The following is a 22,800-nucleotide window of genomic DNA, read 5'->3' on the forward strand; positions in this document are numbered from 1 at the left end:
CATGATGAAACGCGCACTCCTGCTGGCGGCAGCGATGGGCCTTATGGGCTGTGATGGTGGCGATAAGGGATTGCCGGCTGAGCCGCAAGCTGAGGCGGCGGATGCCTCCGCCACGCAAACAGGCGAGGCGGCGGCGGCGCTGAACGAGATTGACCGCAGCTTTGCCGGGAGCGAGGCGCCCGATGTGCGGCTTGAACTGCCGGGCGAGGGCGAGACCAGCCTGAGGGCGGCGATTGCGGACGCGGGCGGCAAGCGGGTGCTGGTCAATTTGTGGGCGACATGGTGCCCGCCGTGCCTGGCCGAGATGCCGGCGCTGGATGCGCTGGCGGGCGATGCGGCGGATGCGCTGATCGTGCTGCCGGTGAGCCAGGACATGGAAGGCTGGCAGGCGGTGGACGGGTTTTTCGAGGCCGGCAAGTTTTCGGTGCTGACGCCGGTGCTGGACCAGCCGGGGAGCCTTGGCGAGGCCTTGAAGGCGCGCGGGCTGCCGATGACGGTGCTTTATGGGCCGGACGGCAAGGAGATCTGGCGGGTTTCGGGCACCCCGGACTGGGCGAGCGCGGCTGTGCGCGGGGATGTGCTGAGCTGAGGCTCGGCTGGAATGGTGCCCGGGGGCGGGGTCGACCCGGCAAAACCTAAGGCTGGTCCAGCCATTTGGTACTAATCCGATACATATGTGGTGTGTAAAAAACCTATTCGTTGATTTCGATGTCAACCAAATCCCATCCTAACCCATCGCGACGAAAAACGAGAGAAACATTGCTTTTAATCTCTGCATCTGCGTCATTTTTGGGGATAGCGCGAAAAATATCAATTCCATCACGTATGATTTCCCATTTAACGGGCGCAGTCTCGTCATCAGATAATGAGTTATTAGGGTCATCCAGTTTGCCACGATCAACCATCACTTTCAATCCGGACGGCGACACTGCTGAATCGATCAGGCCATCTATTATAGCTCCGGCCATCATGAGACCCAGCGCGGCAAACGGATTAAAGTCGTCGTTCTGTATTGACTTCATCATGTAGGCGCGAACTTGTTCCTTTAATGACTCCCTAATTGCAGGAAAATCGACGCGCTCCGCTAGAGCCTGTCGGTCTCCGGCCAATGCCGCGTCACGTAACCCCGACATCGCAATGCTCGGAGAGGCAAAGTACCAACCGCCTGCGCATAGTGCTAAAGCGGCCGCTGCTCCAAAAAACCACCTTTTCATAAATGCCCCTGTACGTGCGGTCGTTTGAGTAGATGATGTTAACGACTTTTCAAAGTTAGGCCAGACCTAGGCACGTTCCCATCGTTGTACCTCCGTCGGTTAAGTCGGCTCTATCTTGCGCGTGTGATCTTTCCGCCAGTGGTGACAGCTATCACCGACGGAATAGCCATAGGCTTGGGTATGGAGGAAAGTGGCCCTAGCGCATTGCCAAATCGCTGACACAAGTTTGATAGGATTCGCCGACCCTGCACCTTTTTCACGTACGCGCGAAGCGGGCTGACAGCAGGCCACCAAGCGTTATCGGGTGGATATTTGGGAGGAGAACCAAACCAGAACTTGAGATATCGGATTTGAAAATCGGACTGTTAGCCGATCAAAATGGTGCCCGGGGGCGGATTTGAACCACCGACACGGGGATTTTCAATCCCCTGCTCTACCCCTGAGCTACCCGGGCGCTCCGATGGGGAAGCGGGGACTTAGACCGGGTCTTCGTCTGTGTCCAGTGGGGTGTTGTCAGGAAGTTTGTAGGTTTCGCCGAGCCAGTGGAGCAGATCGCGGTCGGCGCAGCCCTTGGAGCAGAAGGGGGCGTAGGCGGGCGTACGCGGGCGCTTGAGGCAATAGGCGCATTTGGGGGCGGGTTCAGGCGGGGATTCAGCTGACATGGGCGGCGCTTGTTGCAAGGCTGGCGTCGGGGCGCAAGGCGAGGCTGCCGCCGCGCTGCCGTTCGGCGGCTTCGATCAGCGCCGGGCGGGCGGCGAGCCACTGGATGAGGGCGGGCGGGGCGTGGAGGGTGGCGGGGCCATGGCCGTGGCGGGCGGCGCGGCGGAGCAGTTCGAGCGCGTGAAAGCCGGGGGTGCGCACGGCTTCGACGAGGCTGGGGCGGGTGCGCGGGCGGACGATCTGGACGAGGCCGAAGCCGTTGATGCTGGTCGCTTCATGCGGGCCGGGCAGGTGCGCCTTGAGGGCGGCTGACAGGGCCTCGTCGAGGGCTTTGCGGGCCTGGCCCTTGAGGCTGGGGAAATCGACGGCGATGCTGCCCTGGAGATCGAGCCGGCGAATGGCCTTCGCCAGCGGGACGAGGGCTGAGTGGGCGAGCAATTCGGCGGCGCGGTCGCCGTCGATGTCGATGGTGATCATGGCGGGTGTGGGGGTGACGGTGAGCAGGCCTCCTGCGAAGGGGATTTGGCCGGTGGTGGCTTCGTTGACGGTTTCGGACCAGCCGGCGGCTTCGAGGGCGTCATGGGGGCCGGTGACGGGCCTCACCGTGTGACCGGCGGCGCGGAGCCGGGCTTCGAGGCTGGGGCCGGGGGTTTCGGGCGGGATTTCGCCCAGCGGGCGGGCGCGGGGCAGGCGGGGGCGGTCGGCTTCGGGGAGCGCGCTGCGGGTGATCTCGAGGCCGATGCGGCTGCCTTCAGGCGCCTTGGGCAGCGGGCTGAGCAGGACTTCGGCGCCGCCAGCGAGCGTGGCGACGGCGCGCAGGCCGGGGACGAGGATCTTGGTGAGGTGGGCGGGCGCGCGGTGACCGGGGCGAAGGGGTTGGTCTTCGCGTTCGAGATGGGCTTCGAGGACGGTGTCGCCTTGGAGGACCAGCGCGCGCACGGCGCCGGGGGCGGCTTCGAGAAGGGCCTCAGCCAAGCGGATAGCCGGCGCGCAGGAGGAGGCGGCGGGTTTCGGCGAGCGGCAAGCCGACGACGCCTGACCAGCTGCCCGAAAGCCAGCGGATATGGGCTTCGGCGGCGCCCTGGAGCGCATAGCCGCCGGCCTTGCCCTGCCAGTCTCCCGCCGCGATGAGGCTGTTGGTGTCGGCTTCGGTGAGGCGGTGGAAGATGATCTGGCTTTCGCTGGCGGTGGCATGGGCGCGGCCATCGGGGGTGATGAGGTGGACGGCGGTGTGGACGCGGTGCCGGCGGCCTGACATGAGCGCGAGGCAGGCGCGCGCGGTGGCTTCGTCTTCGGCCTTGGGCAGGATGCGCGCGCCGACCGCGACGACGGTATCGGCGGCGAGCACCCACTGGCCGGGGCGAAGGGCGGCAACCGCAGCGGCCTTTTCAGCGGCCAGCCGGGCGGCATGGGTGCGCGGCGGCTCGGCCTTGTGGGGGGTTTCGTCGATATTGGCGGGGAGGATTTCGGACGCGGAGAGGCCGAGGCGCGCGAGAAGGGCGGCGCGGCGCGGGCTGGCGGAAGCGAGAATGAGGGGGGCGGGTGCGCTCAGGCGGGTGCTCAGTCTTCAGGGGCGATGGTGACGCGCAGGCCGTCGAGCGCGTCGGTGAAGGGGATCTGGCAGGACAGGCGCGAGGCGGGGGTGAAATGGTCGGAGCTGTCGAGCAGGTCGAGCTCGTCCGGCGTGGCGGTGCCGGTGCGGGCGAGATCGGGCTCGGCGACATGGACATGGCAGGTGGCGCAGGAGCAGGCACCGCCGCACAGCGCCAGCAGCTCGTCGAGGCGGCCTTCGCGGATGATCTCCATGACCGAGAGGCCGGCGCGGGCCTCGAGATCATGGGTGGTGCCGGCGCGGTCGGTGACGAAAATCTGGGCCATTTTGTGCCTTTCGAAATGGGAGGTTGCGCTGAGGCTTTAGCGGCGGCGATTATGGGGGGCAACAGGATAGGGGATGCGGCTTATGCGCGTGGTTCATCAGTTTGCGCCGGCGATGTCGGCGCTGTTGGCGGGTTTGCCCGGCGTGAGCGAGGCGGTGGCGATGGAGACACTGGGCCGGTCGCGCTGGGATTTTCCGGTGGACGCTGATGTGTTGTTTGTCGTGCATGACGAGGAGAAGGGCGGCGCGCGCGCGGCGGATGCGCCGCGGCCCGAGGGCTGGCCGGGCCAGGTGAAGCTGGTGCAGACGGCGAGCGCGGGGCTGGATGACTATCCGGACTGGCTGTTTGACGCGCCTGCCGTGGCCAGCGCTTCGGGGACGACGGCGCGGCCGATTGCGGAATTTGTGCTGGGGCTGATGCTGGCGCGGGTGAAGCGGCTGGACGAGGTGACGCTTGGCCGTGGCGCCTGGGGCGCACGCTGGCCGGAGCGCGATGCGGTGATTGCAGCGCCCATGGGCACGCTGGAAGGGCGGACGCTGGGGCTTTTGGGGCTGGGGCAGATTGGCCAGGCGGTGGCGCGGCTGGGGCTGGCCTTTGGCATGGAGGTGGTGGCGAGCCGCGCCAGCGATGCGCCGTCACCCGTGGACGGCGTGACTCTGGTGGGGCTGGACGCGCTGGCGGGGCGCGCCGACCATCTGGTGCTGGTGGCGCCGATCACGCCGGTGACACGGGGGATTGTGGGGGCGGATTTCCTGGGCCGGATGAAGGCGGGGGCGCATCTGGTGAATGTCGCGCGCGGCGCGCTGGTGGACGAGGCGGCGCTCAGGGCAGCGCTGGATGCGGGGAAGATCTGGGCGAGCCTGGATGTGGTGGACCCCGAGCCGCTGCCGGCGGGGCACTGGATGTTTGAACACCCGCGGCTGCGGCTGACACCGCATATCTCGTGGAGCAGCCCCGATGTGATGCGGCGGATCGTCGAGCGGCTGGTGGGCAATCTGGCGCGGCTGGCGGCGGGCGAGCCGCTGGTGGGGGCGGTCTAGAAGGGGATGATCTTGCCCTTTTTGCTGAACTTCATGTAGCCGGCGTTGAGGCCGAGGCGCCAGCCGACGCCGAGCTTCATGGGGACGATGATGATGTCGCCGCGCTGCATGTAATTTACGGCGATGCCGCCAATGAGATAGGCCTTGCCCTCGGCGGCCGGATAGCGGCGGAACAGATCTTCGGTGTCGTGGAGATTGTAGACGAGCGCGAAGGTCTTGGAGCCGTCGCCGCCGATGTCGAAGCCGACCGACGGCCCGGTCCAGTGGACGGTGCGTTCGCCTTCGACGGCGTGATAAAGGGTGCCGGAGCCGTAGCGGACGCCGATGATGAAGGCGCCGCCGGCTTCGCGGCCGACGATATAGCCATTGGGCTGGCCATATTGGGCGAAGCTGCGGCGCACCGCTTCGGCCAGACCCTCGGTGCCGCGGCCGAACACGCCTTCGGCGGCGCCGAGCACGTCTTCCTCGGCATAGGTGACGTCGGTTCTGGGCGGGGTGGGGGCGGGCTGGGCGGGGGCTGGCTCTGATTGGGCGACGGCTGGCGCGCCCTGGACGGGGGCTGGGGCTGGGGCGGCGGCAGGGGCTGGAGCCGTAGGCGCTGTTTGGGCGCTGGTCTGTGCCGAGGGGATGTCGACGGTCTGGACGGTCGTTTCCTGGGCTGCAAGCGGGGCCGCGAGCGAAAATGCGAGGATGGTGGCCAGATGCTTGAGGGTCAAAATCGGTCTCCCGCCGGTTGTGTCGGTCTTGCTGTGGCACCGCTGTGATGAACCAGTGCTGAGTTTGAGACAAGAGCAGGCGCTTGCGCGGTTTTTTCGGGCGTCGCATCGTGCTAGGCGCTCGCGCATCAGGGCCGGGCTGGTGCTGCGGCGGTTTCGAAAGGGCGTGGAATGCGCGTTGCGATGATTGGGTCGGGCTATGTCGGGCTCGTGTCGGGGGCGTGTTTTGCCGATTTCGGCCATGATGTCGTGTGTGTGGACAAGGACCCGGGCAAGATCGAGCGGCTGAAGGCGGGCGTGATGCCGATTTTCGAGCCGGGGCTGGACCAGCTGGTGGCGAGCAATGTGAAGGCCGGGCGGCTGAGCTTCACCACCGACCTGGCCGAGGGGATCAAGGGGGCGGAGGCGGTGTTCATTGCGGTGGGCACGCCGAGCCGGCGCGGCGATGGCCATGCCGACTTGAGCTATGTCTATGCGGCGGCGCGCGAGATTGCGGCCGGGCTGTCGGGCTATGTCGTGGTGGTGACCAAGTCGACGGTGCCGGTGGGGACGGGCGATGAGGTGGAGCGGGTGATGGCCGAGGCCAATTCGGCGGCCGAGTTCTCGGTGGTGTCGAACCCGGAGTTTTTGCGCGAAGGGGCGGCGATTGGCGATTTCAAGCGGCCGGACCGGATTGTGGTGGGGCTGGAGGATGAGCGGGCGCGCGCCGTGATGGCCGAGCTTTACCGGCCGCTGTTCCTCAACCAGTCCCCGTTGATGTTTGTCGGGCGGCGGACGGCGGAGCTGATCAAATATGCGGCCAATGCCTTTCTGGCGACCAAGATCACCTTCATCAACGAGATTGCCGACCTTTGCGAAGTGGCCGGGGCCAATGTGCAGGATGTGGCGCGCGGTATCGGGCTGGATAACCGGATCGGGTCGAAATTTCTGCATGCCGGGCCGGGCTATGGCGGCTCGTGCTTCCCCAAGGACACGCTGGCGCTGGTGAAGACGGCGCAGGACCTGGGCGCGCCGATGCGGATCGTGGAGACGGTGGCGGCGGTGAATGACCAGCGCAAGCGGGCGATGGCGAAGAAGGTGATTGCAGCGGCCGGCGGCAGCGTGCGCGGCAAGGCGGTGGCGGTTTTGGGGCTGACCTTCAAGCCGAACACCGACGACATGCGCGATTCGCCGGCGATCGACATCATCCAGGCGTTGCAGGACGCCGGCGCCACGGTGCGCGCCTATGATCCGGAGGGGCATGAGCAGGCCGCACTTGTGCTGAAGGATGTTGCTTACGCGGCCGACCCCTATGCCGCGCTGGAGGGGGCGGATGTGGCTGTGCTGGTGACGGAATGGGATGCGTTTCGCGCGCTCGACATGGACCGGGTGAAGGCGGCGCTGAAGACGCCGGTGCTGGTTGATTTGCGCAATGTCTATGATCCGGCCGAGATGGCGCGGCGCGGGATCAGCTATAGTTCGGTGGGGCGCTGAGGGCTGCACGAGAGCGGTTGCCAAGCGGGCGCGGGGGCCGGTATAGGCGGCGCTCTGGTGCGGAGTCGTGCCAGTGCGGAGTCGTGGGTGAGTGGCTGAAACCAGTAGTTTGCTAAACTGCCGATCTGGGTAACCGGATCCGAGGGTTCGAATCCCTCCAACTCCGCCACCACTTGCGCTGCTTCATCCGACACCCGCTCGACGCTTCTTTTGCGGGCGCAGGGGCCTGGCTAGAGCCGATCGGGGTGGCGTTCGACGAGGACGCGTTTGTGGAAGTCGGGCAGGGTTTCGGGGGTGTGGACCTTTTTGCCGGTGGCGAGGGAGCACATGCTTTCGAGGTCGCCGAGCTTGTAGCCGGTCCAGGGCTTTTCGAAGGCCTTGTTGACGCCCATGAAATTATAGCCGGTCTGGACCAGCGGCACGTCAGGATTCATCACCTGGGCGGCGGGTGAGCGCCAGGTGTTTTCGGTGAAGCGGGGCTGGTGTTTGCCGGGCTCCTGATAGACGCCGCCGTTGAACAGGATGAGTTCGTCGCCCCAGCGCTTGATGAGTGCGGGCTTGGGGGTGTCGGGGCTGTCGTTGGCGAATTGCGGCTCTTCGATGAACACCGAGCCGCCCTTGGGGAAGATCAGGAAGTTTTCGACGAAGATATAGTCCTCCAGCTCCATGACGGTGTCGTTGTAGGGGTTTTTCAGCGTCTTGACCGGCTCGAGGGTGTGGGGATCGAGATAGACCGAGGTGAACATCGAGCGCATCAGCGCGGTGCCTTCGGGCAGGCCGGTGAAGTTTTTGGGATCGGGCACCTGCAGCTGCCAGGTGAACATCGAGGCCGCGCCCAGCAGCAGCCCGCCGGGCAGGTCTTCACGCGCGATGAGGATGCGGGTGAGCATCGGGATATAGGTGCGTTCGCCTGCCAGATTGGCCGAGATCTTGAGCTTGGCGAGCGCGTTCTGGACCGGGTCTTCCAGATCGAAATTGCCTTGCTGGGGGGCGACCCAGGGGGTGCCGTTCATCTCGTTTTCGAGGAAGCGGCGCTTGCGGTCATAGGCGTTGAAGACGGGCTTATCGTCCTTCTTTTCCTGCGCATTGGCGCGGCCTGCAGCGGCGGCGGCGGCCAGGCCGGCGAGGCCGCCGAGCATGATGCGGCGCAGCGGGTCCTGCGGCTCGTCGGCGGTGTGGCGTGTGGTCTGGCTGGTCATGGCTGGTCCTCCCCGAAACTGTGGACCTGCTTCTGCCTGAAGGGAAAGGTCCGGACGTGGGCTGGCGGGCGTTTTTTCGCCAGATGAACTTTTTGTGGCGCGCTCAGGGCTGTTGGGCGGCGCTGATGGCGATGGCGGTCTGGTGCATCAGGCTGGCATAGGCCCTGGCGGCTTCGGCGATGGTCATGGCGGAGGCGAAGAACACCAGGCCGAGCGTGGCGGCGAGGCGGCCCTCGATATGGATGGGCACGGCGAGTGCGGAGGTGCGGCCGGGATTGGCGGAGAACTGGTTGTGCGAATGGCTGGCATAGCCGGCCTTGCGGATATCGGCGAGCAGGCTGCTTTCGGGGGCGAGCTGCAGCCGGGCGCGCTTGTCGATGGCGCTGTCGAGGCGGGCGAGGCTGGAGATGATGATGGCGCGCTCTTCGGGGTCGCACCAGGCGAGATGGGCCTTGCCGACGGCGCATTCGAGCAGCGGCAGGCTGTAGCCGGCGGCATAGTCATTGAAGGTGAGGGTGGTGAGGCGGTGGGTCGAATCGCGGACCATCATGGCGTTGCCGACGCGGGTGCAGATGGTGACGGGCCAGCCGACCTCGCGGCAGAGCGCGACGATATGGGGGCGGGCGAGCGCGACCAGCGCCAGCTCGTCCCGGTAACCGAGCGACAGGGTCTGGACCAGTGCCGTGGGCCGGTAGCGGCGGCGGCCGGGCTCAAGCTCGACCATGCCGGCATCGACCAGGGTTTCGACGAGGCGGAAGACGGTGGGATAGGGCAGGCTGGTGGCGGCCGCGATATCGACCAGCCGCATCGCGCCAAAGCGGTTGATGGCCTGCAGCACCTCGAGGCCGCGGCGGAGCGCGCGGATGGAGACCTCTGGGCCGGCACTTGGTTGTGATGTTGCGATTGGACACCTTCCACTTTCATCATAGCCGAAAAATTTGCCTGATGAACATTGTGACTGGTGGCTGGGCGGGCGAGGGAAAAGCGGATTAGCTGGAGGGCGCGAGCAAGGAGACTGTGATGACGGGGCCTGATCTGCTGCTTTTGACCGGCGCCAATGGCCGGACCGGCCGGGCGCTGCTGACCGCGATGGCGGCGCGCGGCGTGCCGGTGCGCGCGATGGTGCGCAACCCGGACCAGGCGCCGGCGCTGGCGGGGCTGGGCGCGCGCGAGGTGGTGGTGGCCGATATGGAGCGGCCAGAGACGCTGGCGGCGGCGATGGCGGGGGCGGACGCTGTTTTGCATATCGGGCCGCCGATGCACCCGCGCGAACTGGAGATCACGACCAACCTGATCGGCATGGCCGCCGCGCAGGGGCTTGGCCATTTCATCTATTATTCGGTGATGCATCCGCAATCACGCGCGATCCGGCATCACCGGCTGAAATCGGAAGCCGAGGCCGTGCTGATCAATTCGGGCGTGCCGTTCACGGTGCTGCAGCCGTCCCGCTATATGCAGCATCTGGCGCCGATCTGGGCGACGGTGGTGCGCGACGGCGTGCATGCCATGCCCTTTGATGTGACGCGGCGGTTCAGCGTGGTGGACTTGGCCGACCTGGCCGAGGCGGCGGCGATTGTGGCGGCGGAAGGGCAGCGGCATCATCATGCGATTTATGAGCTGGCCGGGCCGGAGGCGCTGAGCCAGCGCGACATGGCGGCGATCATCGGCGCTGTGCTGGGCCGCGAGATCGAGGCGCGGGCGGTGCCGTTTGCGGAGATGGAGGCCCGTGCGCGCGCGGCCGGGGCGAGCGAGGACCGGGTGCAGCAGATGCTGGCGATGAACCGCCATTATGATGCGCATGGCTTTTTGGGGAACCCCAATGTGCTGGCGATGCTGCTGGGGCGGGCGCCGGGCGATTTCCGGAGCTATGTGGCGCGGTTGGCCGAGGGACTGGCCTAGCGGGGCAGCGTGCCAGTTTGGCGGCAGGCTTCGCCGAGCGCGAGGGCGGCGGCGGTGGCGAGGTTCATCGAGCGGACTTCTGGCCGGATGGGCAGGCGCAGGCGGGCATCGCAGGCGGCGGCGACCTCGGCGGGCACGCCGGCGCTCTCCTTGCCGAAGAGCAGGACATCATCGGGGCGGAAGGCGAATTCATAGGCCGAGCGGTCGCCTTTGGTGGTGAACAGCACGAGGCGGGAGGGGCCGAGCGCGGCGCGGAAGCTGGCGAAGCCGGGATGGCGGGTGACGCTGACGTGATCGATATAGTCCATGGCGGTGCGGCGGACGCGCTTGTCATCCCAGGGGAAGCCGAGCGGCTCGATGAGATCGATGGCGGCCCCGAGGCAGGCGCCGAGGCGGAGCACGGCCCCGACATTGCCGGCGATTTCAGGCTCGAACAGGGCGATGCGCATGGGGGGGCAGCTTCTTGCCTGGATAGCCACGGTTGCGTGCGTGACGGACAGCTTCGCTCGGGGGCGTTGTGATCGGCGCTTGCCTGTCAGTTCGCCTTGCGATGGCCGCTGTTGGCAATCTGGATCGAAACATCCTTGGCAGGCGCATCGAGCATTGATGTGGCGACATATCCCGTTCCGTCGGGCAGTTGCGCCATCTTGATGGTCAGCGTGATCTTGTCATCCGGCGTGTCGAGATAGCTGGAAACCGAGACGTTCTTCAGCTGGGTGTATGACCCGTCAACGGTGAGGACCAATTGATCGCCAGCCTTCTGGTAATTTTTGATCGTGATGGGAACTGGCGCATTGGCGCTCGACACGCCGACATTGACGTTGCCCGCGGCGACCGCCGCCTGTATTTTTTCGGGAGATGGCGGCACATAGTTGGCCATCAAGGCCTTGGCGGCTTTCAGATACTCCTCGATTTCAGCTTTTTTGTTGGCAATGATCTTGCCGCGCAGCCCCCGTTTGGCTTTTTCGGCAGCGGGTGCAGAGACCGGCACCTTCTGCAATTTGCCATCTGCGCCGTAATAGTTGCGCGTCTGCGTGGAGCCCCTCACCTCGCCCTTGACGCTGGCGGTCGTCGTTTCAATCCATTCATAGCTGCGCAGCGCGGCCGCACTGGCGGCCAGCGACGCCTTCAGACCTTCAATCTGTTTGGCAGGCGTTGTCTGCGCCGATGCGGCGACGGATGACAGCAGCGAAAGGGCGATCAAGGCGGCGGGGCAAAGGCGCACGGGAATCCTCCGAAGCAAGGAACGGCGGGAATGATCCGGCCGCCGCAGATCAACGTCAGTGTTTGCAATTTCTACCCAGTTGCCGCCGTTCTTACAACGATGGTTGTGCAGATCGCAGCGCAGAATCTTTCGACCTGCCTGAAACATTGACACGCCTTCCGCGACGAAGCCTTCCGCGACGAAGCATATGGGTAATCGGCGTAAATCCAGCAGCTTGGCGATGCTGCTGGATATGTCAGGGGATGTATAGATGGTGCCCAGAAGAGGACTCGAACCTCCACGCCCTTGCGAGCGCCAGCACCTGAAGCTGGTGCGTCTACCAATTCCGCCATCTGGGCACGGGGTAGGGGGTGGCTGGTATGAGGCGCTGGGCGGCTTGTCAATGGCGATTTGCCTGCGCCATTAGGTGACGCGACAGCGGCGGGCGCGCGCGCTATGGAGCGGACATGGACAGGACAGCTTCTCCCCTTGGACCCTCTGATCTGGTGACCGTGATTGGCGGCTCGGGCTTTCTCGGGCGCTATATCGTGCAGCGGATCGCCGAGACGGGCGCGCGGGTGCGGGTGGCCGTGCGCCATGTGCCGGCGGCGAATTTTCTGAAGCCCTTGGGGGCTTTGGGCCAGGTTTCGGTGGTGCGCGCCGATGTGGGCATGGGCGCCGGGCTGGCGGCGGCGTTTGAGGGGGCGACCGCGGGCGTCAATCTGGTGGGCATTTTGGATGAGCGCGGCAGGCAGCGTTTTGATGCGGTGCAGGCGCGCGGCGCCAAGCTGGCGGCCGAGGCGGCCGCCGCGGCGGGCGTGCGCGCCTATGTTCAGATGTCGGCGATTGGCGCGGATGCGGCCTCGCCGGTGGCCTATGCGCGGACCAAGGCCGAGGGCGAGGCGGCGGTGCTGGCGGCGCTGCCGTTTGCGACCGTGCTCCGGCCCAGCCTTGTGGTGGGGCCGGAGGACCAGTTTTTGAACCGGTTTGCGGCGATGGCGGTGATGTCCCCGGTGTTGCCGGTGATCAGCGGGGATTCGAAGTTTCAGCCGGTTTATGTGCTTGATGTGGCCGCCGCCACGCTGGCGGCGCTGGAGAGCGGCGCGGCGCGCGGGCGGACCTATGCGCTGGGCGGGCCGGATGTGATGAGCTTCCGGGCGATATTGGCGATGATCAACCGCGAGACGCAGCGCGGGCGGATGTTGCTGGCGCTGCCCGATGTGGCGGCGAAGCTGATGGGGCGGGTGGGCGATGTGTTGCCCTTTGTGCCGATGACGTCGGACCAGTTTGCGATGTTGCAGAAGGACAATGTGGTGCAGCTGGGCGAGCCGGGGCTGGAGGCGCTGGGGGTGACGCCGACGCCGATGGCGAGCTTTGTCCCGGCGATGCTGGCGCGCTACCGGCCGAGCGGACGGTTTGCCAAGGCCTCGTCGCTCGCCTAAGCGGCGCGGATGGAACAGAGCCTTTTCGACATCATATTGCTCGGCATCATCGAGGGGCTGACCGAGTTTTTGCCGGTGTCTTCGACCGGGCATCTGATTCTGGCGTCTGAACTGCTGGGCTTCAAGGGCGAGGCGGAGTTGGCGTTCAAGATCGCCATCCAGCTGGGCGCGATATTGGCGGTGCTGGTGGCCTATCGGGCGCGTTTTGCCGGCGTGATTGGCGGGCTGGTGCGGCGCGAGGCGGGGGCAGTGGCATTCACGCGCAATGTGCTTTTGGGGTTCATGCCGGCGCTGGCTGTGGGGGCGCTCGCCTATGAGACGATCCGGCGGCTGATCGAATCGCCGGTGACGGTGGCGGTCGCGCTGATTGTGGGTGGGGTGGCGATTTTGGTGATCGAGCGACAGCTGCACCGGGTGCGCTTTGACAGTGTGGAGGGGATGCCGGGCGGCACGGCCTTTGCGGTGGGGGTGGGCCAGTGTGTGGCGATGATTCCCGGCGTGTCGCGCTCGGGGGCGACGATCATGTTCGGGCTGCTGGCCGGGCTCGACCGCAAGACGGCGGCGGAATACAGCTTTTTTCTGGCGGTGCCGACGATGGCGGCGGCGACGGTTTATGCGCTGTGGAAGGAGCGCGATGCGCTGGCGCTGGGCGATCTGACGGCGATTGGCATCGGCTTTGTTGTGGCGTTTCTGGTCGCGCTTGTGGTGGTGCGGGGGTTTGTGGCGCTGGTCGGGCGCTTCGGCTTTGCGCCCTTCGCCTGGTACCGGATTGTGGTGGGGAGCGTGGCGCTGGTGTGGCTGTTGGCGCTATAGGGCCGGAACGGACGTAAATATGCGCCTGCGCTTGCCAGTTTTGTCGCAGTGCACCAAAAATAGGTAAGGCAAACTGTCTCATATGTCCGGTTTTGCGTGACATGGGAGCGGGAAATGGCTATGTGCGCGCCTCTGGAAGGGGTTTTGCGGCCATGGCCACCAAAAAGATGCTCAAGTTTATTGATCGCCCGCAGGCGCAGCCGACGAAGCGCGCCGTGGACGAGCGCGCCGAGGATTTCCTGGAAATCTCGCGGCCTTATATTCTGGCCAAGGCGGAGGAGCAGGCGGGGCGCTGTTCGCAGTGCGGCGTGCCTTTCTGTCAGGTCCATTGCCCGTTGCAGAACAATATTCCCGACTGGCTGAAGCTGACCGCGGAGGGCCGGCTGGAGGAAGCCTATGAGCTGTCGGCCTCGACCTCGACGATGCCGGAGATTTGCGGGCGGATCTGCCCGCAGGACCGGCTGTGCGAGGGCAATTGCGTGATCGAGAAGGACTTTGGCGCGGTGACCATCGGCGCTGTGGAGAAGTTCATCACCGACACGGCCTGGGAGCAGGGCTGGGTGAAGCCGATCGTGCCGGTGGCGGACCGCTCAGGCCAGTCGGTGGGGATCATCGGTGCCGGGCCGGCGGGGCTGACGGCGGCGGAGCTGATGCGGGTCAAGGGCTATGAGGTGCATGTCTATGACCGGCATGACCGGGCGGGCGGGCTGCTGACCTATGGCATTCCGGGCTTCAAGCTGGAGAAGCCGGTGGTGATGCGGCGCGTGCAGCGGCTGGCTGATGCGGGCGTCGTGTTTCACCAGAATTTCGAGGTGGGGCGTGATGCGAGCCTGGCCGAGCTGCGCGCGCGCCATGATGCGGTGCTGATTGCGACGGGCGTTTACAAGGCGCGGGAAGTGGATGTGCAGGGTGCGGACGGGCCCAATGTGCTGCCGGCGCTGGATTATCTGATTGCGTCGAACCGTGCCGGCTTTGGCGATGCCGTGCCCGAGGCTGCGCGCTTTGATGCGCATGGCAAGCATGTCGTGGTGATTGGCGGCGGCGATACGGCGATGGACTGTGTGCGCACCGCCGTGCGGCAGGGGGCCTTGAGCGTGAAGTGCCTCTATCGGCGCGACCGGGCCAACATGCCGGGCTCGGCGCGCGAGGTGATGAACGCCGAGGAAGAGGGCGTGGAATTCGTCTGGCTGGCAGCCCCCGCACGGATCGAGGGCGGCGCGGTGGTGGCGAGCCGGATGCGGCTGGGGCAGGCGGGGCCGGACGGCCGGCGCGCGCCCGAAGCGGAGCCGGGCGCGGATTTTTCGACGCCGGCCGACATGGTGATCAAGGCTTTGGGCTTTGACGCGGAGGACCTGCCGGGTGCCTTTGGCGCGCCTGAGCTTTCGGTGACGCGCTGGGGCACGATCCGGGTTGATCACAAGACGATGATGACCTCGCTGCCGGGCGTGTTTGCGGTTGGCGATATTGTGCGCGGCGCCAGCCTTGTGGTCTGGGCGGTGCGCGACGGGCGCGATGTGGTGCCGGCGATGCACCAGTGGATGCGTGCGCAGCTGGCCACGGCCAAGCAGGAGGCGGCATGATGCGCGCGGGCGTGATGATGGCTGTGGTGGCGCTGGTCGCGGCTCCGGGTGCGGCACAGACGGCGGCTGAGCCTTCGGCGGCGGCGCTTGCTTCGGCGACGGCGATGATCGAGGCGATTTCGCCCAAGGCGCGCGAACAGGCGGCGCTGGAGACGCAGATTGCCAATATCCGGCGCGGCGCGCTGGTGGCGCAGCAGATCGGCCGCAATGCGCGGGTGCAGCAGGCGGCGAAGGACAACAAGGTGGCGCTGGAGGCGATGCTGGCGCGGGCCGGCGCCCTGCAGGCCGATGCGCTGGCGCCGATCTTTCGCCAGCGCGCCGAGGCGACTCGCGAGGCGACGGTGAAGGCCTATGCCAGCCGCTTCACCATTGCCGAGCTGAACGCCATCACCGCCTTTTACAAATCCGGCCCCGGCGCCAAGCTGCTGGGCGCGCAGCCGGGCATTGCGGCGGATGTGAACCGCACCGTGAATGCGCGCTTTGCGCCCAATGTGCAGGCGGCGCAGGAGACGGTGGCGCCGCAGGTGGCGGCCGAAGTGAAGAAGATGTTCCCCGACCAGCCGGCGGCCGCGCCCGCGCCCGCCAGGCGCTGACCTGAACGAAAGCGACTGCGATGACCTTTGACCCGACCCTTGAAGCCCGCCGCGCCTGGGCAGCCGAGCACGGCATGTACCGCCCCGAATTCGAGGGCGATGCCTGCGGCGTGGGGCTGGTGGCGGCGACCGACGGCAAGCCTTCAAGGCGTGTGGTGGAGGCCGGGATCGAGGCGCTGAAGGCGGTGTGGCACCGGGGCGCGGTCGATGCCGATGGCAAGACCGGCGACGGGGCGGGGATTCATGTCGAGCTGCCGGTCGATTTTTTTCAGCAGCATATCGAGCGCGCCGGGCAGCGCCGCGCGCCCAACATGCTGGCGGTGGGGCAGATCTTTTTGCCGCGCACCGATCTGGCGGCGCAGGAGACCTGCCGGACGATCGTGGAATCCGAGATCATCGGCTTTGGCTACAAGGTTTATGGCTGGCGGCAGGTGCCGGTGGATGTGAGCGTGATTGGCGACAAGGCGATGCGCTCGCGCCCCGAGATCGAGCAGATCATGATTGCAGGGCCGCTGCCGGGGACGGGCGCGCAGGCGGCCGAGACGATGAACGCCTTCGAGAAGGACCTGTATCTGATCCGCCGGCGGATCGAGAAGCGGGTGATTGCGGCGCAGGTGCAGGATTTCTATGTCTGCTCGCTGTCGGCACGGTCGATCATCTACAAGGGGCTGTTTCTGGCCGAAGAGCTGTCGGTCTTTTACCCGGACCTGCAGGACAAGCGCTTTGTCAGCCGCTTTGCCATTTATCACCAGCGCTACAGCACCAACACCTTTCCGCAATGGTGGCTGGCGCAGCCGTTTCGCTGCCTCGCGCACAACGGCGAGATCAACACGGTGCGCGGCAACATCAACTGGATGAAGAGCCATGAGATCAAGATGGCGGCGAGTGCTTTTGGTGAGCATTCGGAGGACATCAAGCCGCTGATCCCGGCGGGTGCATCGGACACGGCGGCGCTGGATGCGGTGTTCGAGGCCTTTGTGCGCTCGGGTCGCGACGCGCCGACGGCCAAGCTGACGCTGGTGCCGGAAGCCTGGCAGAAGGACGACCGGATGCCGCCGGCGCACCGCGACATGTATGCCTTTTTTGCCAGCATCATGGAGCCATGGGACGGGCCGGCGGCGCTGGCGATGACCGATGGCCGCTGGGTTGTGGCGGGGCTGGACCGCAATGCGCTGCGGCCCATGCGCTATTGCCTGACCCGGGACAATCTGCTGATCACCGGCTCGGAAGCGGGCATGGTGGTGATCCCCGAGATCGACATCACCGAGAAGGGCGCGCTGGGGCCGGGGCAGATGATCGCCATCGACCTTGACGGCGAGGATGGGCGCGGCGCGACGCTTTATCATGACCGCGAGATCAAGGACCGGATTGCCGGCGAGCGCGACTATGGGGCGAAGGTGGCGGGCTTTACGACGTTTGAGGAGCTGCCGGGCCATGATGCGCCCGCGCCCGGGCTGGCCTATGAGCGCGACGAGCTGCGCCGCCGGCAGGTGGCGGCGGGGCAGACGATCGAGGACATGGAGCTGCTGCTGGCGCCGATGGTGGAGGACGCCAAGGAGGCGGTCGGCTCCATGGGCGATGATGCGCCGCTGGCGGTGATTTCGGAGACGCCGCGCAATCTCAGCCATTTCTTTCGCCAGAACTTCAGCCAGGTGACCAATCCGGCGCTGGATTCGCTGCGCGAGACGCGAGTGATGGCGCTGAAGACGCGCTTTCACAACCTTGGCAACATTCTTGACGACCAGGCCAGCCAGCAGGGCGTGATGGTGATGGACACGCCGGTTGTGACCGGCAAGGGCTGGGGCCTTTTGAAGGCGCATTTCGGCAAGCAGGTGGCCGAGATTGATTGCACCTTTGACGTGGCGGGCGGGGCGGCGGCGCTGCGCGATGCCATTGCGAGGGTGCGGCAAGAGGCTGAAGTTGCTGTGCGTTCGGGGCGCGGGCAGCTGTTTTTGTCGGACGAGGGGATTTCGGCGGCACGCGCGGCCATTCCGATGATTTTGGCCACCGCCGGCGTGCATACGCATCTGGTGCGCAAGGGGCTGCGGACCTTTGCCTCATTGAATGTGCGGGCCTCGGAGGCGCTGGATACTCATTATTTCGCCGTGCTGATCGGTGTGGGGGCCACGACGATCAACGCCTATATGGCGGAAGCGGCGATTTCCGACCGGCATGGGCGCGGGCTGTTTGGCGAGTTCACGCTCGACCAGTGCATCCAGCGCTACAAGAAGGCCGTGGATGACGGGCTTTTGAAGATCATGGCGAAGATGGGCATTGCGGTGATCTCGGCCTATCGCGGCGGCTATAATTTCGAGGCGGTGGGGCTGAGCCGGGCGCTGGTGCAGGATTTCTTCCCCGGCATGCCGACGAAGATTTCGGGCGAGGGCTTTGAATCTTTGTTCATCAACTCCCAGATGCGCCACGAAAAGGCGTTTGACGAGGATGTGATCGCGCTGCCGATCGGCGGGCTTTACCGCTACCGCGCCAATGGCGAGGCGCATGCCTATGAGGCCGGGCTGATCCATTTGCTGCAGCATGCGGTGAATGCCGACAGCTATTCGGATTACAAGAAATTCAGCCAGAAGGTGAGCGCCTTGCCGCCGATTGCGCTGCGCGACCTGATGGACTTTGTCGAGGGCACCGAGCCGGTGCCGATCGAGCAGGTGGAATCGATCACCGAGATCAGGAAGCGCTTTGTGACGCCCGGCATGAGCCTGGGCGCGCTCAGCCCGGAGGCGCATGAGACGCTGGCGATTGCGATGAACCGCATCGGCGCCAAGTCGGTGAGCGGCGAGGGCGGCGAGGCGAAGGAGCGCTACACGCCCTATCCCAACGGCGACAATGCCTGTTCGCCGATCAAGCAGGTGGCCTCGGGCCGCTTCGGGGTGACGAGCGAATATCTGCTCGCCTGCGAGGAGATCGAGATCAAGGTGGCGCAGGGCGCCAAGCCCGGCGAGGGCGGGCAGCTGCCCGGCTTCAAGGTCAATGAGCTGATCGCCAAGCTCAGGCATTCGACGCCGGGCGTGACGCTGATCTCGCCGCCGCCGCACCATGACATTTATTCGATCGAGGATCTGGCGCAGCTGATCTATGATCTGAAGCAGGCCAATCCGCGCGCGCGTGTGTGTGTGAAGCTGGTCAGCCAGGCCGGCATTGGCACGGTGGCGGCGGGCGTGGCCAAGGCGCATGCCGATGCCATTCTGGTGTCGGGCAATGTCGGCGGCACCGGGGCGAGCCCGCAGACAAGCATCAAATATGCGGGAACCCCCTGGGAAATGGGGCTTTCCGAGGTCAATCAGGTGCTGACGCTGAACGGGCTGAGGCACCGGGTGAAGCTGCGCACCGATGGCGGGCTGAAGACCGGGCGCGATATCGTGATCGCCGCCATTTTGGGGGCCGAGGAATATGGCATCGGCACGCTGGGGCTGGTGGCGATGGGCTGCATCATGGTGCGGCAATGCCATTCGAACACCTGCCCGGTGGGGGTGTGCACGCAGGATGATGCGCTGCGCGCGAAGTTTACCGGCACGCCCGAGAAGGTGATCAACCTGATGAGCTTCATTGCCGAAGAGGTGCGCGAGATTCTGGCGCGGCTCGGCGCGCGCTCGCTGGACGAGTTGATCGGCCGGACCGAATTGCTGCGGCAGGTGAGCCGGGGGGCCGAGCATCTTGACGACCTCGACCTCAACCCGATTCTGGCCAAGGTGGATGCGCCGGACCATGAGCGGCGCTTCGGCATTGCCACGCACCGCAACGACGTGCCTGACAGCCTGGATGCGGACATGCTGCGCGACGCGGAAAATCTGTTCAGCCGCGGCGAGAAGATGCAGCTGACCTATACGGTGCGCAACACGCACCGCGCTGTGGGCACGCGGCTTTCGGCCGAGATCACGCGGCGGTTTGGCATGACCGGGCTGGCGCCCGGGCATGTGAGCATCCGGCTGCGCGGTTCGGCCGGCCAGTCGCTCGGTGCCTTCGCGGTGCAGGGGGTGAAGATCGAGGTGTTTGGCGAGGCCAATGACTATGTTGGCAAGGGGCTTTCGGGGGCGACGATATCGCTCAGGCCGATGGTGTCTTCGCCGCTGGTGACGCAGCACAACACGATCATCGGCAACACCTGCCTTTACGGGGCGACGGCGGGCAAGCTGTTTGCCGCCGGCCGGGCGGGCGAGCGCTTTGCCGTGCGCAACTCGGGCGCGCAGGCGGTGATCGAGGGCTGCGGGGCCAATGGCTGCGAATATATGACCGGCGGCACGGTGGTGATCTTGGGGCCGGCGGGCGACAATTTTGCTGCCGGCATGTCGGGCGGCATGGCCTTTGTGCTGGAGACGGGCGACGACTTCCCGACCCGGGTGAACCATGAATCGGTGATCGTGCGGCGCATCGGATCACGTCATTGGGAGGAAATCGCCCATGACCTGATTGCCGAGCATGCGCGCGAGACCAGCTCGAAATGGGCGCAGGGCCTGTTGACCGAATGGGACCGGACCCGCGCGCAGCTGTGGCAGGTGGTGCCGCGCGAGATGATTGCGCGGCTGCCGCACCCGCTCGATGATGAGCCGGGTCATGCGCCGGATGCGGTGGCGGCCGAATAGGTTGAAATTCGCGCATCCAGTGCCATATCCTCACAACACAGTGAGAGGATGGCACCGCCATGACCAAGTCGACGCAGGACCCGTTGGTTGAAACGCTGATGCAGCTGGCTGCGAGTGCGGCACCGCTGATCAGGCGGGCGCGCGAGGCGGGCGTGTTCAACAGCGACTTTGCCGCCAAAGCCGCGAGAGCGGCGAAGCCGGACGAGGAGGTGGTGGAGGCCGAGGTGGTGATGCCGAAGCCTGCCAGCGCGGACAGTGCCGCGCTGGAGGCGATATTGGTGCGTCAGGCGCTGCGCATTGCCGAGCTTGAGGCCGAGGTGGCGGCGCTCAAGGCCAAGCCGGCGCGCAAGGCGGCGGCGGCAAAGAAGGTGGCGGCAAGGAAGCCGGCGAAATAGGCGCTATTCCTTGCGGAACAGCACCTTGCCGCGCTGTTCGACATAGAGCTTCTCGAAGCTGACGGGGTGGAAATAGGCTTCGACGCGGTTGCCGTCGGGCATGGTGCCATAGACTTCATAGCAGCCGCCGTCGGGCTTGGCCTTGCGCACCTGCCAGCCTTCCTTCTCCAGCATGGCGACGAGGTCGGCCTGGGGCTTCATGTCGGCCTTGGCGACGTCGCAGGTCATCTTGCCGGTGGCGAAGGCCGGGGCGGCGAGGCCGGCCATGGCGAGGGCGAGCAGGTATCTGATGGTCATCTTGCGGTCCTTCCGAGGTTGAAACGATAGAGCTGGAATATGGCCAATGTGAAGGCCAGTAGCAGCGCCAGCCTTTGGCCATCATGAACGAGATAGCCATGGGCGAGGGCGAGGGCGGCGGCGGGCCAGGCGAGGCGTTGCAGCCGTTTCCAGCCGCGGCCCATGCGGCGCTGGGCGGCATCGGTGGAGGTGAGCGCCAGCGGCACGAGCAGGGCCAGCGCGGCCCAGCCGGTCCAGATGCCGGGCGCATCAAGCTCGGCGAGCATGGGGGCGAGCGCGCCCATGGCGGCGGCGTAGAGCGCCAGATGGACGACGCTGGTGCCGAAGGCTGCAAGGCCGAGCGCGCGGCGATGGCGGATGAGCGCCTGAGGGCGGGCGAGCCAGCGGGCTGCGCCCGTGGAGGCGATGGCGGCGACGAGCAGGATAGCGGCAGCCTGGCCGGACAGGGCCGTGAGTTCATCGAGATCGGCATCGGCCTGGCCGGCGGCGGCGAGCAGCGCCAGCGACGGCAGCGCAAGAGCGAGCCAGAGCGGCCAATGGGGCTGCGGCAGGGGGCGGCTGATCACGGCCTTGCGATACGCCTGCTGCGAACGGCTAGCAACTGGCAATCTCGACTTTGCCGGCGTTGCGGGCCAGAAGCGAGGGCATGGACGATCCCGACATCATGGACCTTTGTCGCCCCCATGCGGGCTGCTGGCGCGGCCATTACCGGCATTTCGACGCGGAGGGCGCGCTGGTGGATGCGCATGAGAGCGAGATCCTCAACGAATTTCCGGCCCAAGGCGAATTTGCCTATGTGCAGACGAGCCGGTTTTTCTGGGCCGATGGGCGGCACGAGCGCCATGTCTTTCCAGGGCGACTGGTGGCGAATCGGCTGATCTGGGAGACCGAGCGGTTGCGGGGGGTGGCCTTTACCAGCCGTCATGCGCCGCAGGCGATGTTCCTGCGCTTTGCCCGGGTCGATCTGCCGGGCATCGAGATATTGGAGATGATCGAGGCGGACCATGGCGCGGGGATCCGGATGCGCAGCTGGCAATGGCGCAAGGATGGCCAGCCGTTTCGCCGGACAATCGTTGACGAACGCCGTGTCTGGTAAAGCCTGCGGCAGGCGTTAAGAGTGGCGGCCCAATATGTGGCGCCTCCTGCAATTCCCGCTCTGTCCATTCAGCCGCAAGGTCCGCTTCATGCTGGCCGCGAAAGGGGTGACCGTGGAGCTGGTGCGGGTGTTGCCCTGGGACAAGCCCGCGGAGCTGATGGCGCTGAACCCGGCCGGGCAGACGCCGGTGCTTGAATTGGACGGCACGGCGATCGCCAATTCGGCGGCGATCTGCGATTATTTCGAGGAGACGGTGAGCCGCACGCCGCTGCTGGCCGGGACGCCCGAGGAGCGCGCCGAGACGCGGCGGCTGACGGCGTGGTTTGACCAGAAATTCTATGCCGAGGTGACGGTGCCGCTGCTTTCGGAGCGGATGTACAAGCGGCTCTATCTGCGCCAGCCGCCCGACGGCACGGCGCTGCGGCAGGCGAGCCGGGCGGCGGAAGTGCACGTTGATTATCTCGACTGGCTGCTGGAGCGGCGGCGCTGGCTTTCGGGCGCGGCCTTTGGGCTGGCTGATATTGCGGCGGCCGCGCAGCTTTCGGTGGCGGATTATCTTTCGGGGCTGCAATGGGACGGCCATGAGCCGTCGCGGATCTGGTATTCGGCGCTGAAATCGCGCCCGACCTTTCGGCCGCTGCTGGGCGAGCGGATGGAGGGCCTGCCGCCGCCCGACCATTATGACAAGCTCGATTTCTGACGCTTTT

24 protein-coding genes and 3 tRNA genes are annotated in these 22,800 nt (G+C 66.0%); 13 read left to right on the top strand and 14 right to left on the bottom strand.

The features are described 5' to 3' along the window. The first annotated feature begins 4 nt into the window (after window positions 1-4). Window positions 5-589 (top strand): TlpA family protein disulfide reductase, encoded by a 585-nt coding sequence (locus ACMVO5_RS12105; protein ID WP_416907748.1) that lies wholly within the window; start codon window positions 5-7, stop codon window positions 587-589. 103 nt (window positions 590-692) lie between these two features. Here ACMVO5_RS12105 and ACMVO5_RS12110 read toward each other — a convergent pair whose 3' ends face one another. The 6 genes from ACMVO5_RS12110 to ACMVO5_RS12135 form a co-directional block, all read right to left on the bottom strand. Next, a complete protein-coding gene (locus tag ACMVO5_RS12110) occupies window positions 693-1,214 on the bottom strand; it encodes a DUF2939 domain-containing protein (protein WP_416907749.1) in 522 nt (173 codons plus the stop codon). Window positions 1,215-1,593: 379 nt separating this feature from the next. Further along, window positions 1,594-1,668: transfer RNA gene (locus tag ACMVO5_RS12115), tRNA-Phe, on the bottom strand. Window positions 1,669-1,690: 22 nt separating this feature from the next. Then, window positions 1,691-1,876 (bottom strand): DNA gyrase inhibitor YacG, encoded by a 186-nt coding sequence (yacG, locus tag ACMVO5_RS12120; RefSeq protein WP_416907750.1) that lies wholly within the window; start codon window positions 1,874-1,876, stop codon window positions 1,691-1,693. After that, a complete protein-coding gene (locus ACMVO5_RS12125; RefSeq protein WP_416907751.1) occupies window positions 1,866-2,849 on the bottom strand; it encodes a ribonuclease in 984 nt (327 codons plus the stop codon). Before ACMVO5_RS12125 ends, yacG begins: the two co-directional genes overlap by 11 nt. Continuing rightward, window positions 2,842-3,438: a Maf family protein gene (locus ACMVO5_RS12130; protein WP_416909376.1), complete on the bottom strand. Its 597-nt coding sequence runs from the start codon at window positions 3,436-3,438 to the stop codon at window positions 2,842-2,844. The genes ACMVO5_RS12125 and ACMVO5_RS12130 overlap by 8 nt, the downstream gene beginning before the upstream one ends. Then, window positions 3,435-3,752, bottom strand: coding sequence for a 2Fe-2S iron-sulfur cluster-binding protein (locus ACMVO5_RS12135; RefSeq protein WP_416907752.1), 318 nt, complete (start codon window positions 3,750-3,752; stop codon window positions 3,435-3,437). Before ACMVO5_RS12135 ends, ACMVO5_RS12130 begins: the two co-directional genes overlap by 4 nt. Window positions 3,753-3,825: 73 nt before the next feature. Here ACMVO5_RS12135 and ACMVO5_RS12140 point away from each other — a divergent pair, with 73 nt between their 5' ends. Further along, window positions 3,826-4,791, top strand: a complete 966-nt coding sequence (locus ACMVO5_RS12140) for an NAD(P)-dependent oxidoreductase (RefSeq protein ID WP_416907753.1) — start codon at window positions 3,826-3,828, stop codon at window positions 4,789-4,791. On the opposite strand, the gene ACMVO5_RS12145 is transcribed toward ACMVO5_RS12140, so the two are convergent. Beyond that, window positions 4,788-5,507, bottom strand: a complete 720-nt coding sequence (locus ACMVO5_RS12145; RefSeq protein ID WP_416907754.1) for a DUF1134 domain-containing protein — start codon at window positions 5,505-5,507, stop codon at window positions 4,788-4,790. The genes ACMVO5_RS12140 and ACMVO5_RS12145 overlap by 4 nt on opposite strands. Before the next feature lie 171 nt (window positions 5,508-5,678). Between ACMVO5_RS12145 and ACMVO5_RS12150 the strand changes: the two genes are divergently transcribed. Then, complete coding sequence (locus ACMVO5_RS12150; protein ID WP_416907755.1) at window positions 5,679-6,980, top strand: UDP-glucose dehydrogenase family protein; 1,302 nt, start codon at window positions 5,679-5,681, stop codon at window positions 6,978-6,980. 77 nt (window positions 6,981-7,057) lie between these two features. Then, a tRNA-Ser gene (locus tag ACMVO5_RS12155) sits at window positions 7,058-7,149 on the top strand. Between the two features lie 61 nt (window positions 7,150-7,210). Here the strand turns inward: ACMVO5_RS12155 and ACMVO5_RS12160 are convergent. Together ACMVO5_RS12160 and ACMVO5_RS12165 are read right to left on the bottom strand one after the other, a co-directional pair. Then, window positions 7,211-8,179 (bottom strand): hypothetical protein, encoded by a 969-nt coding sequence (locus tag ACMVO5_RS12160; protein WP_416907756.1) that lies wholly within the window; start codon window positions 8,177-8,179, stop codon window positions 7,211-7,213. A gap of 103 nt (window positions 8,180-8,282) precedes the next feature. After that, window positions 8,283-9,017 carry an IclR family transcriptional regulator domain-containing protein gene (locus tag ACMVO5_RS12165; protein WP_416907757.1) on the bottom strand — a complete coding sequence of 245 codons (735 nt, stop codon included), beginning with the start codon at window positions 9,015-9,017 and terminating at the stop codon, window positions 8,283-8,285. Window positions 9,018-9,199: 182 nt separating this feature from the next. On the opposite strand from ACMVO5_RS12165, the gene ACMVO5_RS12170 reads away from it, so the two are divergent. Continuing rightward, window positions 9,200-10,078: an SDR family oxidoreductase gene (locus ACMVO5_RS12170; protein ID WP_416907758.1), complete on the top strand. Its 879-nt coding sequence runs from the start codon at window positions 9,200-9,202 to the stop codon at window positions 10,076-10,078. Here the strand turns inward: ACMVO5_RS12170 and ACMVO5_RS12175 are convergent. The 3 genes from ACMVO5_RS12175 to ACMVO5_RS12185 form a co-directional block, all read right to left on the bottom strand. Further along, complete coding sequence (locus ACMVO5_RS12175; RefSeq protein ID WP_416907759.1) at window positions 10,075-10,527, bottom strand: tRNA (cytidine(34)-2'-O)-methyltransferase; 453 nt, start codon at window positions 10,525-10,527, stop codon at window positions 10,075-10,077. The genes ACMVO5_RS12170 and ACMVO5_RS12175 overlap by 4 nt on opposite strands. Before the next feature lie 86 nt (window positions 10,528-10,613). Further along, entirely contained in the window at window positions 10,614-11,450 is an 837-nt protein-coding gene (locus tag ACMVO5_RS12180) for a hypothetical protein (protein ID WP_416907760.1), read from the bottom strand. Window positions 11,451-11,554: 104 nt separating this feature from the next. Then, window positions 11,555-11,641 (bottom strand) — tRNA-Leu (locus tag ACMVO5_RS12185). Between the two features lie 108 nt (window positions 11,642-11,749). Between ACMVO5_RS12185 and ACMVO5_RS12190 the strand changes: the two genes are divergently transcribed. From ACMVO5_RS12190 to ACMVO5_RS12215, 6 genes are all read left to right on the top strand, one after another. Next, window positions 11,750-12,724 carry a complex I NDUFA9 subunit family protein gene (locus ACMVO5_RS12190; RefSeq protein ID WP_416907761.1) on the top strand — a complete coding sequence of 325 codons (975 nt, stop codon included), beginning with the start codon at window positions 11,750-11,752 and terminating at the stop codon, window positions 12,722-12,724. Between the two features lie 9 nt (window positions 12,725-12,733). Next, the gene (locus ACMVO5_RS12195) at window positions 12,734-13,537 is read left to right on the top strand and encodes an undecaprenyl-diphosphate phosphatase (RefSeq protein ID WP_416907762.1); all 804 of its coding nucleotides are present in this window, start codon (window positions 12,734-12,736) and stop codon (window positions 13,535-13,537) included. Between the two features lie 152 nt (window positions 13,538-13,689). Beyond that, window positions 13,690-15,117: an NAD(P)-dependent oxidoreductase gene (locus ACMVO5_RS12200; RefSeq protein WP_416907763.1), complete on the top strand. Its 1,428-nt coding sequence runs from the start codon at window positions 13,690-13,692 to the stop codon at window positions 15,115-15,117. Continuing rightward, window positions 15,114-15,710 carry a DUF2059 domain-containing protein gene (locus tag ACMVO5_RS12205; protein WP_416907764.1) on the top strand — a complete coding sequence of 199 codons (597 nt, stop codon included), beginning with the start codon at window positions 15,114-15,116 and terminating at the stop codon, window positions 15,708-15,710. Before ACMVO5_RS12200 ends, ACMVO5_RS12205 begins: the two co-directional genes overlap by 4 nt. Before the next feature lie 20 nt (window positions 15,711-15,730). Then, window positions 15,731-20,305, top strand: coding sequence for a glutamate synthase large subunit (gltB, locus tag ACMVO5_RS12210; RefSeq protein WP_416907765.1), 4,575 nt, complete (start codon window positions 15,731-15,733; stop codon window positions 20,303-20,305). A gap of 59 nt (window positions 20,306-20,364) precedes the next feature. Next, on the top strand, window positions 20,365-20,700 hold the full coding sequence (locus tag ACMVO5_RS12215) for a hypothetical protein (RefSeq protein WP_416907766.1): 336 nt from the start codon (window positions 20,365-20,367) through the stop codon (window positions 20,698-20,700). 3 nt (window positions 20,701-20,703) lie between these two features. Here the strand turns inward: ACMVO5_RS12215 and ACMVO5_RS12220 are convergent, their stop codons facing one another. Next, a complete protein-coding gene (locus ACMVO5_RS12220) occupies window positions 20,704-20,997 on the bottom strand; it encodes a PepSY domain-containing protein (protein ID WP_416907767.1) in 294 nt (97 codons plus the stop codon). After that, a complete protein-coding gene (locus tag ACMVO5_RS12225; RefSeq protein ID WP_416907768.1) occupies window positions 20,994-21,563 on the bottom strand; it encodes a ferric reductase-like transmembrane domain-containing protein in 570 nt (189 codons plus the stop codon). The genes ACMVO5_RS12220 and ACMVO5_RS12225 overlap by 4 nt, the downstream gene beginning before the upstream one ends. A gap of 80 nt (window positions 21,564-21,643) precedes the next feature. On the opposite strand from ACMVO5_RS12225, the gene ACMVO5_RS12230 reads away from it, so the two are divergent. After that, window positions 21,644-22,093 (top strand): hypothetical protein, encoded by a 450-nt coding sequence (locus ACMVO5_RS12230; RefSeq protein ID WP_416907769.1) that lies wholly within the window; start codon window positions 21,644-21,646, stop codon window positions 22,091-22,093. A 34-nt stretch (window positions 22,094-22,127) separates the two neighbouring features. Beyond that, a complete protein-coding gene (locus tag ACMVO5_RS12235) occupies window positions 22,128-22,793 on the top strand; it encodes a glutathione S-transferase family protein (RefSeq protein ID WP_416907770.1) in 666 nt (221 codons plus the stop codon). Window positions 22,794-22,800 lie beyond the last annotated feature (7 nt).

It is taken from the genome of Polymorphobacter sp., assembly GCF_048007885.1.
Taxonomy (GTDB): Bacteria; Pseudomonadota; Alphaproteobacteria; order Sphingomonadales; family Sphingomonadaceae; genus Sandarakinorhabdus.